The sequence below is a fragment of the Aeromonas cavernicola genome (genome assembly GCF_002795305.1).
GTDB lineage: Bacteria > Pseudomonadota > Gammaproteobacteria > Enterobacterales > Aeromonadaceae > Aeromonas > Aeromonas cavernicola.
Window position 1 is genome coordinate 1 of record NZ_PGGC01000017.1, and the last position, 12,022, is coordinate 12,022.

General features: G+C 58.0%; 11 protein-coding genes and 1 other annotated feature. Of the genes, 7 read left to right on the plus strand and 4 right to left on the minus strand.

Annotated elements, in window-relative coordinates:
- Positions 1 to 87: 87 nt before the first annotated feature.
- A complete protein-coding gene (hisD, locus tag CUC53_RS02780) occupies positions 88 to 1,413 on the minus strand; it encodes a histidinol dehydrogenase (RefSeq protein ID WP_100292750.1) in 1,326 nt (441 codons plus the stop codon).
- 12 nt (positions 1,414 to 1,425) lie between these two features.
- On the minus strand, positions 1,426 to 2,322 hold the full coding sequence (gene hisG / locus CUC53_RS02785; protein WP_100292751.1) for an ATP phosphoribosyltransferase: 897 nt from the start codon (positions 2,320 to 2,322) through the stop codon (positions 1,426 to 1,428).
- Positions 2,323 to 2,347: 25 nt separating this feature from the next.
- Positions 2,348 to 2,476: a sequence feature (His leader region), on the minus strand.
- Between the two features lie 188 nt (positions 2,477 to 2,664).
- Here hisG and CUC53_RS02790 point away from each other — a divergent pair.
- The 7 genes from CUC53_RS02790 (at position 2,665) to rnd (ending at position 10,294) form a co-directional block, all read left to right on the plus strand.
- On the plus strand, positions 2,665 to 2,907 hold the full coding sequence (locus CUC53_RS02790; protein ID WP_100292752.1) for a hypothetical protein: 243 nt from the start codon (positions 2,665 to 2,667) through the stop codon (positions 2,905 to 2,907).
- Between the two features lie 88 nt (positions 2,908 to 2,995).
- Complete coding sequence (locus tag CUC53_RS02795) at positions 2,996 to 4,912, plus strand: DNA repair helicase YoaA (RefSeq protein ID WP_100292753.1); 1,917 nt, start codon at positions 2,996 to 2,998, stop codon at positions 4,910 to 4,912.
- Between the two features lie 147 nt (positions 4,913 to 5,059).
- Positions 5,060 to 5,761 (plus strand): tRNA (adenosine(37)-N6)-threonylcarbamoyltransferase complex dimerization subunit type 1 TsaB, encoded by a 702-nt coding sequence (gene tsaB, locus CUC53_RS02800; protein WP_167386667.1) that lies wholly within the window; start codon positions 5,060 to 5,062, stop codon positions 5,759 to 5,761.
- Positions 5,762 to 5,833: 72 nt separating this feature from the next.
- Positions 5,834 to 6,349 carry a Slp family lipoprotein gene (locus CUC53_RS02805; RefSeq protein WP_100292754.1) on the plus strand — a complete coding sequence of 172 codons (516 nt, stop codon included), beginning with the start codon at positions 5,834 to 5,836 and terminating at the stop codon, positions 6,347 to 6,349.
- 8 nt (positions 6,350 to 6,357) lie between these two features.
- On the plus strand, positions 6,358 to 7,209 hold the full coding sequence (locus CUC53_RS02810; RefSeq protein ID WP_100292755.1) for an alpha/beta fold hydrolase: 852 nt from the start codon (positions 6,358 to 6,360) through the stop codon (positions 7,207 to 7,209).
- Between the two features lie 181 nt (positions 7,210 to 7,390).
- Positions 7,391 to 9,082 carry a long-chain-fatty-acid--CoA ligase FadD gene (gene fadD, locus CUC53_RS02815; RefSeq protein ID WP_100292756.1) on the plus strand — a complete coding sequence of 564 codons (1,692 nt, stop codon included), beginning with the start codon at positions 7,391 to 7,393 and terminating at the stop codon, positions 9,080 to 9,082.
- Positions 9,083 to 9,181: 99 nt separating this feature from the next.
- Positions 9,182 to 10,294: a ribonuclease D gene (gene rnd, locus CUC53_RS02820; protein WP_100292760.1), complete on the plus strand. Its 1,113-nt coding sequence runs from the start codon at positions 9,182 to 9,184 to the stop codon at positions 10,292 to 10,294.
- A 122-nt stretch (positions 10,295 to 10,416) separates the two neighbouring features.
- Here rnd and CUC53_RS02825 read toward each other — a convergent pair whose 3' ends face one another.
- Positions 10,417 to 11,061: an MBL fold metallo-hydrolase gene (locus tag CUC53_RS02825; protein WP_100292757.1), complete on the minus strand. Its 645-nt coding sequence runs from the start codon at positions 11,059 to 11,061 to the stop codon at positions 10,417 to 10,419.
- Between the two features lie 30 nt (positions 11,062 to 11,091).
- Positions 11,092 to 12,022: tRNA 2-selenouridine(34) synthase MnmH (gene mnmH / locus CUC53_RS02830; protein ID WP_100292758.1), on the minus strand; the 931-nt coding region annotated here is incomplete at its 5' end.

Consider the following 12,022-nt stretch of genomic DNA (forward strand, 5'->3'; position numbering starts at 1 on the left):
ATTTGTCATGAGCATTGCCACCGATCCGACGGGCCGATTGGTAGGGGGTGAGGGCGCGCACCACGCGGCGCGCCAGCTTGGCAATGCTCATGACAAATCCTTCTGCGGTGCTTGTTGCTGCAAATCCGGTGACAGTGCTGCCAACCTCAGGGTGACGGCATTCTTGTGACCATCGAGCCCCTCCGCTTGGGCAATGCGCTCGACGATGGGGCCCAGGCCCTGAATGCCGCGCTCGCTCAGCTCTTGCACCGTGTAGCGGCGCTGGTAATCAGCGAGCCCCAAACTGGAGCAGGTGCGGGCATAGCCGTAGGTGGGCAGGGTGTGGTTGGTACCGCTGGCGTAATCGCCGACGGATTCCGGTGTCCATGCCCCCAAGAAGATAGATCCCGCGTTCTCCAGCTTATCGAGCAGATCACGAGGGGCCTCGGTCTGCACGATCAGGTGCTCCGGCGCATAGGCGTTGGAGATAGCACAAGCCTCGGCGAGGGTGTCACACAAAATGATCAGGCTGCTGCCGAGCGCTTGGGCGGCAATGTCGCGGCGCGTGAGTTGCGCTAACTGCTGCTTGATCTCGCCCACGATGGCATCCGCCAAGCGCGGCGAGGTGGTCACCAGCACCACTTGGCTGTCAGGGCCGTGCTCGGCTTGCGACAGCAAATCCGCCGCCACAAAGGCCACGTTGGCACTCTCGTCGGCAATCACCAGCACTTCAGAGGGGCCTGCGGGCATGTCGATGGCCGCGCCGCGCCAATCGCGGGAGACCTGCCCCTTGGCTTCGGTCACATAGGCGTTACCTGGGCCGAAAATCTTATCCACTTTAGGGATACTTTCGGTGCCATAGGCCATGGCGGCAATGGCTTGCGCCCCGCCGATGGCGAAGATCTGCTGCACGCCACAGGCTCGGGCGGCAAACAGGATCTCGTCGCTGGCGGGGGACGGGGTACAGAGTACCACCTCGCGGCAACCAGCGAGGCGGGCCGGAATGGCCAGCATCATCACCGTGGAGGGGAGCGGCGCACTGCCCCCCGGTACATAGAGGCCAACGCGGCTGATAGGCTGGGTGCGCAGCTCGCACACCACGCCAGGTTGCGTCTCTACCCGTACTATTGGCTGCACTTGGGCGGCGTGAAAGGTTCGAATATTGGCAATTGCTGCGTTGATAGCGCTCTTGATGTCGTCATCCAGCCGCGCGCAGGCAGCGTCGACTTCTGCCTCGCTGACCCGCAGCTGTTCACGGGGGGCGCGCTCGAAGCGCTTGCTGAGCTCGCGCAGGGCTTCGTCGCCACGGCTGCGCACTGCCGCGATGATGTCCCGCACCACGGAGCCGATATCGGCCTCGTCGTTCAGGGCGGGCCGAGTCAGGACGTCGGCCTGCTGGGCGGCAGAGAGCGTCTTCCAGATCAGGGTCTGCATGCTATTGGTTCCTTATTCCATCATCTTCTCGATGGGCAGTACCAAGATGGAGCTGGCCCCGAGCGCTTTAAGTTGTTCCATGGTCTCCCAGAACAGGGTTTCGCTAGATACCACATGCAGGGCCACCTGATTGCTGTCACCTGCTAACTGCATAATGGTGGGACGCTCGGCGCCCGGCAGCAGATCGGTGATGGCATCGAGCTTGTCTTTGGGGGCGTGCAGCATGATGTACTTGCTCTCGCGGGCTTGCTGCATCCCCTGAATGCGCGGCAGTAGTTTGTCAATCAACTGCTGCTTGGCGTCGTTTAAGGGGTTGGGGGCTTGCACCAGCACCGCCTTGGAACGGTAGATAACCTCCACCTCTTTGAGACCGTTGGCCTCTAGGGTGGCGCCAGTGGAGACCAGGTCACAGATGGCATCGGCGAGGCCCGCACGGGGGGCCACTTCGACTGAGCCGCCCAGCATCACCGTGCTAAAGCTCAGCCCTTTTGCATCGAAAAATTGCTTGAGCAACCCCGGGTAAGAGGTGGCGATGCGCTTGCCAGCGAGGCTTTGCGGGCCGCTGTAACTGACATCTTCTGGCACCGCCAAGGAGAGACGACAGCCACCGAAATCGAGTTGTTTGAGGGTTTTGACCGTGGCAGGTAGCCCTTGAGAGGCACGCAGGAGCTGGGCCTCTTCCAGTACGTTTTCACCGATGATGCCAAGGTCGACGACACCTTCCATTACCAACCCTGGAATATCGTCATCTCGTACCCGCAAAATATCGATGGGCATGTTTTCGACATGGGCGATCAGGCGTTGTTCGCGTAGGTTAATTTTCAGGCCACAGCTTTTGAACAGGGCTTGGGAGTCCTGACTCAGACGACCGGACTTTTGCATGGCAATACGCAGGCGTTGTGTTTCCATTTGCTCAATTTTCCTTTTAGTCAAAAACGAAAAACCCTCGGAAGTGGTTGCTTCCGAGGGTTTATGAATCTTGCGGTCCTTTTGGAAGTCACCAGTGATGTGTCTTCCAGCAGTCAACCTCCTGAAAGACTAGTCGGGATGATGGTGGTGACGGTGAGTCTTCAGCAGGGATAACAGCATGTAATCAATCCTTTACACAATAACGGTGGTGTGTAACGCAGGAATTAAACTACCTGCCTTGACAGAAAAAGCAACCCGAAATTGTGATTTTAACGTTTGTAAGTGGAGAAAACGGTTTTATGGCCGATAAAGAGGCAACAATCTCGGTCGGGAGTCGCCCTTATGCCTAATCAGGATCTGCTCTTTCCTATTTTACCCCGTGCTCCAGCGACCCCGAGCAGCGCTGATTTTAAACGCGAGGTTAACAAGATCAGCGCAAAGCACCGTTTGCGTAAAATGGGCACCGATAACCGTGACGAACAGCCCCGCCGCCAAGGGCAGCCGCCGACTCAGCGTGATGAGCCAGTGGCGCAAACGGACGAGCAGGCGCTTGACCCCGATCGCCACATCGACCTGTTTATTTAGAGCTGGCTTCAAACGGGCTGTTTGTATATTCAGTCCCGCTTTTGTCACGTCTTTGGCATAATGCCTGCTTTTGCTGCGGGACACCCTTTTGACCATCCAGACCCTGTTCAAGCCAGATGGCCCTTTGGCCAGCCATATCGACGGATTCAAAGCCCGCGCACCTCAGCTGGCGATGGCCGAGGCGGTCGCGCGCGCCATCAAAAATAGTGGCCGTCTGTTGGTGGAGGCGGGGACCGGTACTGGCAAGACTTATGCCTATCTGGTCCCTGCACTGGAATCGGGTAAGCGGGTGGTGATCAGCACCGGCTCAAAGAACTTGCAAGAGCAGCTCTTCTATCGGGATTTGCCGACCATCACCGGCGCGCTCTCCTACACCCCGCCGGTGGCCCTGCTCAAAGGGCGTAGCAACTATCTGTGTATTGAGCGGATGAACCGCCTGTTGAGCGAATCCCATCTGCAACAGCCTGAGATCCTGAATGATCTGGTGAAGGTCAAATCCTGGTCCACCGCTACCGATAATGGCGACGTAGGGGATATTCCAGGGCTGCAGGAGAACGCCGAGATCCTTGCCCATGTCACCAGTACCAACGACAACTGCTTAGGCCGTGATTGCCCCTATTATGATGATTGCCATCTGGTGGTGGCGAGGCGGCGTGCCATGGATGCCCAAGTGGTGGTGATAAATCATCACCTCTTCTTCGCCGACATGGCGGTGAAAGATACCGGATTTGGTGAGTTGGTGCCGCAGGCGCAGGTCTATGTGTTCGATGAAGCGCACCAGCTGGCGGAGATTGCCACCGGCTACTTTGGCAAGTCGGTGGGCAGCCGCGCCCTGCTGGATCTGGCGCAAGATATTCAGCTGGCCTATCGCGCCGAGGCCCACGATATGGCTCAGCTCGGCAAGGCGGCGGATCGGTTGACCATTGCCAGCCAAGATCTGCGCCTCGCTTTTGGCGTGGATGGCGGGCGTGGTAACACCCGCGACATCTTACGCCAGCCACGTTGGGGCCAAGCCTTGGCTCGCCTCAATGACGCCTTGGGGCTCGGCTATGAGGTGCTGAAATTAGCACTCGGGCGAGGTGAGCAGTTGGATCACGCCTTCGAGCGGATCTGCGAGCTGCGCACTCGGCTCGGTGAGGTGTTGGCGGTCAACCAGACGGGGTTCTCTTATTGGTATGACTGCTCACGGCTGCACTTTTCCCTCAATGTGACTCCGCTGTCGGTGGCCGAGCGCGTTGGCGCCGAGGTGCTGCGTCCTGACGTGGCGTGGGTGTTTACCTCCGCCACCCTGACGGTTGATCAACGTTTTGATCACTTTGTCGCGGAGCTTGGGCTCTCGGGGAGCGCCGAGCTTATCCTAGATAGCCCGTTCGATTACGCCGAGCAGGCACGGCTTTGTGTGCCACGTTTTTTGCCCGAGCCCAATGCATTTGGCCGTGGCGAGCAGCTGGCCAAGTTGATGATCCCCTTGATTAATCAAACCCCTGGTGGCTGTTTTTTCCTCTGCACTAGCCATCAGGTGATGCGTCAGGTGGCCGAGGTGCTGCGTCGGGAGATTGGCCGCACCGTGTTGCTGCAAGGGGAAGATAACAAGCAGCGGCTCTTGAAGGCGTTTGTCGACAATGGCCGCGCCGTGCTGGTGGCGACCAGCAGCTTCTGGGAGGGGATCGACGTGCGAGGGGCGGCATTGTCGTGTGTTATCATCGACAAATTGCCGTTTGCCAGCCCCGATGATCCCCAGCTCAAAGCGCGGGTCGACGATTGCAAACTCAAGGGGGGCGATCCCTTTGCTGAGCTGCAGCTACCCAAGGCGGTGATTGCGCTCAAACAAGGGGTGGGGCGGCTTATTCGTGATCGCAGTGATCACGGCGTGCTGGTGATCTGTGATCCTCGGATGGTCAATAAGCCCTATGGCGCCACCTTTATCAAGAGTTTGCCCGCTATCCCGCGCACCCGTGAACTGACCACGTTGGGCCATTTTTTCGTCCCGAGATCCGATGAATAAGCGATGGTTGCCCGGTGCGTACTCAGAGCTGACGACAACGCGCTGACCAGATCGGTAGGGTGATTTGTCTAACTGGAACCGCGCTCACTGCCGCCACAATGGGCGATGTCCTGATGTTATTACCTGATTTTATAGAGAATGGAACGCATGAACGAGTTGAAGATCCTTGCGGTAGATACGGCCACTGAAGCCTGCTCCGCGGCGCTGTTGGTGGGGGAGCAGCTGTTTTCCCGCTGGGAAGAGGCACCACGGGATCATACCCGTAAAATTTTGCCCATGGTGCAATCGTTATTAGAGGAGTCAGGGTTAGGGTTATCTGACTTGGATGCCATCGCATTTGGCCGCGGGCCCGGCTCATTTACCGGGGTGCGCATTGGGATTGGGGTGGCGCAAGGGCTCGCCTTCGGTGCACAGGTACCACTGATTGGCATCTCGACCTTGGCTGCCATGGCGCAAGGCGCCTATCGCCAGCATGGTGCAACCCGGGTGCTAGCGGCGATTGATGCCCGTATGAATGAGGTCTATTTCGGTCATTACGAGTACCGTGCTGGCCACATGCAGTTAGTGGGCGACGAAGTGGTGAGTGACCCCGAGACGCTGGTTGTGGCGCGAGGTCAACAAGCCGGCAGTTTTACCTCGGTTGGCACCGGTTTTGAAAGCTATGGTGAGCCGCTTAACGGGCTGGCTGAGGTATTGCAGGGGAGTGTGGTGCGGTTTCCAGCCGCGCTGGACATGCTGCCGCTGGCCCGTACTGCGTGGTTGGCGGGTGAAGCGGTGCCGGTTGAGCAAGCGATGCCGGTATATTTGCGAGACAAGGTGACCTGGAAAAAATTACCGGGTCGTGAATAACGGGCACGGCTCGAGCCATCTTGGCGCGAGGGCGAGTCGGCCGAGGATCAAGGCCCCACACAGGAGAGTGTCATGATCACACGTGCAATGATGGTCGGGTTGACCGGCTTGCTGCTGAGCGCATGCAGTACGGTGCCGCCGCAGCTTGTTTACGAGCCACAACAGCAGCTGGTGGCCTACCAGCCCGCTTTGGCTGGCATGGAGGGGCAACCAGCCCGCTGGAGTGGGGTGATTGCGGCGGTACATAACAAAACCGATCAAAGCGTCATTGAGGTAGTCTACCTGCCGCTTAAGGCTAACGGGGTGCCGGAGCAGACTGAGCAGAGTCCTGGTCGCTTTTTGGCGATCATGAAGGGGTTTGTTGATCCAACCTTGTATGCCAAAGGGCGCAGCCTCACGGTATTGGGAACGGTTGCCGCGCCAGTTGATCGCCACATCGGCGAGCACCCGTATCGTTTCTCGGTCCTCAAGGTGAGTGGCAGCAAGCTATGGCCCCCCGTCAAAGAGGTGGAGATCCGTTATGTTGACCCTTTCTTTTATGATCCTTTTTACGATCCCTTTTGGCCAAGGCGGCCGCAGCGACGTTGAGATAGGCGATGACTCCTTTACTTCATGAACGCTCCATCATCTTGGCCGACGGCCGCCGGATTGCCCTGCTAGATAATGCCCAGCAGGGCCGCCCGCTACTGATAGCCCTGCACGGTTGGCTCGATAACAGCGCCAGCTTCTTACCACTGGCGCCGTACTTGGATGAGTTTCATCTGATCTGTGTGGATCTGCCGGGTCATGGCCACTCAGACCATAAAACCACACCCTATGTGTTTGTGGATTGGCTCGATGATCTCTATCAGCTGACCTTGGCTGCGGGGTGGCAGCATTTCACCCTGCTTGGTCACTCGCTTGGGGCCTATATCGCAGCGGCCTATGCTGGGGTATTTCCCGAGCAGATTGCGCGGCTCCTGCTGCTGGAGGGGCTGGGCCCGCTAAGTCAGCCTGACGATATGTGGCCAGCACGGCTGCGCCAAGAGATACTCCAACGCTGTGCCCCAATGGCGTGGGCCGATGCCGGCTTTGCCTCGGTGGCGGAGGCGGTCAAGGTGCGCTGCATGATGACCAAGATGAAATCTGCGGCGGCACGGTTAATTTGTGAAAGGCAGCTGGTGGAGCGCGATGGTCGCTGGCATTGGCGCAGTGATCCGCGTTTGCGCGAGAGCTCTTCGCTGCGGATGAGTGATGGGCAGGTGATGGCCCTGCTGCAAGCGATCTCATGCCCTGTGCTGTTTATGCAAGCGGAGCAAGGATTCAATACTTTACCGGCGCTCTGGCAGCAGCGATCCCCTCAATTTCAACAGATCGAACGGCTCATATTGGCGGGGGATCACCACTTCCATATGGATAATCCAGTTAAAACCGCCTTTGCCATCGAGACATTCTGCGGCCTGCGTTGAGCCTCTTATGTGTCAAACCCTGTTAACGATCGCCCAAGGTCGAACGTTTTCGTGTTACGGAACTGTTAATTGATAGGGTGCTATGTAAAAATGGCCAAATTAGAGCGTCAACTCAAAACGTCCGATTTAAATAGATATGAACAAGAATGGAAGTATCACAGTGAACAGACAGGTGTCCGTTATGCAGAATCAGTTTGTCGAAAAAGTCTGGCTACAACGTTATCCAGCAGGGGTGCCTGCCGAGATTAACCCAGACCAATATGGTTCACTGGTCGAGATGTTTGAAGCGTCGGTGAGTCAGTTTGCCGACCAGCCTGCTTTCGTCAATATGGGGCAGACCATCACCTATCGACGGCTCGAAGAGCAATCCCGCGCTTTTGCGGCCTATTTACAGCACGAGCTCAAATTGCAAAAAGGGGATCGGGTCGCGGTGATGATGCCTAACCTGCTGCAATACCCGATTGCGGTGTTTGGGATCTTGCGCGCGGGGATGATCGTGGTGAACGTCAACCCGCTTTATACCCCCCGTGAGTTGGAGCATCAGCTTAATGATGCCGGTGCGAAGGCCATCGTGATTGTCTCCAACTTTGCCTCAACCTTGGAAAAGGTGGTGTTTCAGACCGCCGTCAAACACGTTATTTTGACGCGGATGGGGGATAACTTGGGGCTAGCCAAGGGGACCTTGGTCAACTTTGTGGTCAAGTACGTTAAAAAGTTGGTGCCCAAATATCACTTACCCCATGCCAGCACGATGCGGCAAGCGCTCGCCAAAGGGCGCTATTTGCAATACATCAAGCCGATGATAACTGGCGATGATCTGGCATTTTTGCAATATACCGGCGGTACGACCGGCCTCTCAAAAGGCGCCATGCTGACTCACCGCAACATGATTGCTAACGTTGAGCAGTGCCTCGGCGTCTATGGTCCGGTACTCGAGCGTGGCAAGGAACTGGTGGTAACGGCGCTACCGCTCTATCACGTGTTTGCCCTGACCGTGAACTGCCTGCTGTTCATGCGTTTGGGTGGCCATAACCTCCTGATCAGCAACCCGCGCGACATTCCGGGTTTTATCAAAGAGATCAAAAAATACCCCTTTACCTGTATCACTGGGGTCAACACCCTGTTCAATGCCCTGATCAATCATGCCGAATTTAAAGGATTATCGTTTGCCAAGCTCAAGCTGACCATCGGCGGCGGCATGGCGGTGCAGCGGGTGGTCGCTGAACAGTGGAAATCCGTGACCGGTACTCCGTTACTGGAGGGCTATGGCCTGACCGAGTGTGCGCCGCTGGTGAGTGTCTGTCCCTATGATCTGAGTGATTACAATGGCTCCATCGGCCTACCGGTGTGCTCTACCGATATTCGGCTGGTGGATGATCAGGGGCTGGTGATCCAGACATCCGGCACGCCGGGCGAGATGCAGGTCCGTGGCCCACAGGTGATGCGTGGCTATTGGCAGCGACCAGAAGCCACCGCTGAAGTGATGCAAGATGGCTGGCTTTGTACCGGCGACATCGCCGTGTGTGATGAACATGGCTTTTTTAAGATCGTTGATCGCAAGAAAGACATGATCTTAGTCTCTGGGTTTAACGTCTATCCCAATGAAATTGAAGATGTGGTGGCCCTGCATCCGAAGGTGATGGAAGTGGCGGCGGTGGGGGTGCCCCATGCGGTGTGTGGTGAGTTGGTGAAGATTTTTGTGGTCAAAAAAGAGGCCAGCCTGCAAGAAGAGGAGATAATTGCCCACTGCCGGACACATCTTACTGCCTATAAAGTGCCGAAACTGGTAGAATTTCGCAGCGAACTCCCCAAGACCAATGTGGGCAAGATCCTGCGTCGTCTCCTCCGTGACGAGGAGATTGCCAAGCAGTAACCGACGTGGCACCGCCTCTGGCCGTGCAGCGCAGTGATGCAAAACCGTGGGATCGCCCCACGGTTTTTTTCTTTTGACCCTGACCACTTGCAGGCAAAGATGCACTATCAACTGATTTCACAGCAAGCCGAACTGGATCACTATCTCGCGGCGTTAGCCGATGTCCCCCTCGCCATCGACACCGAATTTGTGCGAACCCGCACCTACTACCCCCAACTGGGGCTGTTTCAGATCTACGATGGTCAGCAATTAGCCCTGCTTGATCCCCTGACGCTCGATCTTGCTCCCCTGTGGCAGCGCCTCGGGAGGCCGGGACAAATCGCCATTTTGCACGCCTCGGGCGAAGATTTAGAGCTGATCCAGTACCAAGCGGGCCACTTACCGAATCAGATGCACGATACCCAGTTAGCGGCGGCGTTTTTGGGCTATGGGGTTTCCGTCGGGTTTGGCGCCTTGGTGAACGAGTTTCTTGGGGTGGAGCTGGAAAAAGATCAAGCGCGTACCGACTGGCTGGCCCGCCCATTGACCCCACGCCAGCTGGACTATGCCGCAGCGGATGTATTTTACTTACTGCCGCTCTACAACAAGGTGATGGCCAAGCTGCATGACAGCGGTAAATTTGGCTGGTTTGAGCAAGAGTGCCGCACCCACTGTGCCCGCAAGACCCAAAGCAGCGATCCCCGTCAGGCTTATCTTGAGATCATCAACGCATGGCAGCTGGGGCGCCGTGAGTTAGCGATCCTGCGTGAGTTGGCCGCATGGCGCCAGCAAGAGGCGGTGCGCCGCGATTTGGCGCTGAACTTCGTGGTCAAAGAGCTACACCTGTTCAACGTGGCGGCGCGGCGAGCCAGCTCGCTGCGTGATCTCAACGAGTTGGGCCTCTTGCCCATCGAGATCAAGATCCATGGCAAGCGGATGCTCGATATCGTCGCCCGTGCGCAGCAAAGTGACCCTGATAGCTGGCCCGAGCCGATCCGCCGCTTGGTGGACTTTCCCCAGTACAAGGCCGAACTGAAGCGGATCAAGGCGCTGGTGGAAGAGAAAGCCAGCCAGCACAATATCCCCCCTGAGCTGGTGGCCAGCAAGAAGATCATCCACCAGTACTTCACGTGGAGTTGGCGCATGAGCGACGACGAGCGTGCCCGCAGCGACAAGCCGATGCTGCTGCAAGGGTGGCGCCATGAGCTGGTCGGCCACCTGCTGGCACAATAGCCGCCCCATTTTTGCCCCTCATCGCTAATCCTCACCCTCGGGTGGGGATTTTTATTGGCGGTAACTGGCTGGCTAACGGCCAGAAAGAAACCGCAGCGGCTGATAACCGCTGCGCGGTGCGGTTACCAGATGGGTTGGGTCAGGTAGGGGTTGCTGGCTTTTTCACGGCCGAAGGTGGAGCGGGGGCCGTGACCTGGGATAAAGACGATCTCGTCCCCCAGTGGCAGCAGGGTCTCGGTGATTGACCGGATCAAGGTGGCGTGATCACCACGGGGAAAATCGGTTCGGCCGATGCTGCCGGCAAATAGCACATCCCCGACCCACGCCAGTTGCTGGGCGTGGCAAACCAGCACGATATGGCCGGGGGTATGGCCGGGGCAAAAATAGACGGCGAGTTCGCTCTGACCAAGCTGCACCTTGTTACCCTGCTCAAGCCAGCGATCCGGAGTGAAGGCAGGGGTATGGGCAAAGCCAAACATCTGGCTCTGCTGGGGCAGCATCTCGAGCCAGAAGGCGTCCTCCTGGTGGGGGCCGGTAATGGCGACGCCGGTTTTTTCCCGCAGCTCGGCGGCGGCACCCACATGATCCAGATGACCGTGGGTCAACAGGATCTGGGTCAGGGTCAGCCCGCGTTGGGCGATGGCGGCCAGCAGTTTGTTTGTTTCACCGCCAGGGTCGATCAGGGCCGCTTGGTGGGTCTGGTCACACCAGATAAGGGAGCAGTTCTGGGCAAAGGGGGTGACGGGGATCACCTCGAATGTCAGCATGGGGAGTCCTCTTGTTAGACAGGCAACGGGTCAGCCCTGTTGCGCGTTGGCGCGCTGCGCGGCGAAATAGTCAAGGCAGGCCTGCTTGTCACCTCGAAAGACAATACGTTCCCGTTTGTTACCAAGTTGGTAGAGATACATGGGGTCGTAGTAGCGGGTCAGCAGCAGGGTGATCCACCCTAAATGCGGCTCGCTATTGCCGCTGCGCGCCTGCTCGGCAAGGGCGCTTTGCAGCAGCGCTGCTAGATCGCGATGAGCCTCATCACCAAGGCGGCGCTTGAGACGAGCCAGCGCATCGGTGAGGTAGGCGGCAAACAGCGGCCAGCCCGCTTCGTGGCCATACATCGCCTGATAGCGCAGCCAGAGATCGTGCACGTAATCTTCGCGGATCTGCTCGGCGCGATCGATTTGTGGCACCTCTACCACCACCAGTGGGGCGCGGCACATGGCATCAAACAGGGGGTTAGGGAGGCAGCAACGGCCGATGAGGCGGCTCTCATCCTCCACCACAAAGGCCTGCTCACCTCGCTGCCGACGTTTGAGCAATGCGATGGCGAGGGTGTTTTCAAAATTGATATTACTGGGCTGGCCACCGGGCAGTTGGCCAAACGATGAGCCCCGGTGCTGGGCATAGCCTTCTAGATCCACTGCCTGAGTGACGTTAGCCAGCATATGGGTCTTGCCTGAACCGGTCATGCCGGTCAGCACGGTCCAGTGGCATTCGGCCGCGGCGCGATCTTGGCTATCAATCAGAAAGCGACGTAGCTCTTTATAGCCACCGGCCACCCGTGGGCGGGTGACTCCCGCCTCATGGAGCCACTGCTGCACAGTCTGTGAGCGCAGGCCGCCGCGAAAGCAATAGAGCAGGGCATTGGGTTGCTGGCGCAGCTGCGCGAGCCAGCCCTCGATCCGCGCGGCGCGCACCGCGCCCCCCACCAGCTGGTGACCGAGCGCAATGGCG

Excerpts from the sequence above, each read along its gene's own strand:
- hisD (WP_100292750.1), bottom strand. The coding sequence starts at position 1,413 with ATGCAGACCCTGATCTGGAAGACGCTCTCTGCCGCCCAGCAGGCCGAC.
- hisG (WP_100292751.1), bottom strand. The coding sequence starts at position 2,322 with ATGGAAACACAACGCCTGCGTATTGCCATGCAAAAGTCCGGTCGTCTG.
- CUC53_RS02790 (WP_100292752.1), top strand. The coding sequence starts at position 2,665 with ATGCCTAATCAGGATCTGCTCTTTCCTATTTTACCCCGTGCTCCAGCG.
- tsaB (WP_167386667.1), top strand. The coding sequence starts at position 5,060 with ATGAACGAGTTGAAGATCCTTGCGGTAGATACGGCCACTGAAGCCTGC.
- CUC53_RS02805 (WP_100292754.1), top strand. The coding sequence starts at position 5,834 with ATGATCACACGTGCAATGATGGTCGGGTTGACCGGCTTGCTGCTGAGC.
- CUC53_RS02810 (WP_100292755.1), top strand. The coding sequence starts at position 6,358 with ATGACTCCTTTACTTCATGAACGCTCCATCATCTTGGCCGACGGCCGC.
- fadD (WP_100292756.1), top strand. The coding sequence starts at position 7,391 with ATGCAGAATCAGTTTGTCGAAAAAGTCTGGCTACAACGTTATCCAGCA.
- rnd (WP_100292760.1), top strand. The coding sequence starts at position 9,182 with ATGCACTATCAACTGATTTCACAGCAAGCCGAACTGGATCACTATCTC.
- CUC53_RS02825 (WP_100292757.1), bottom strand. The coding sequence starts at position 11,061 with ATGCTGACATTCGAGGTGATCCCCGTCACCCCCTTTGCCCAGAACTGC.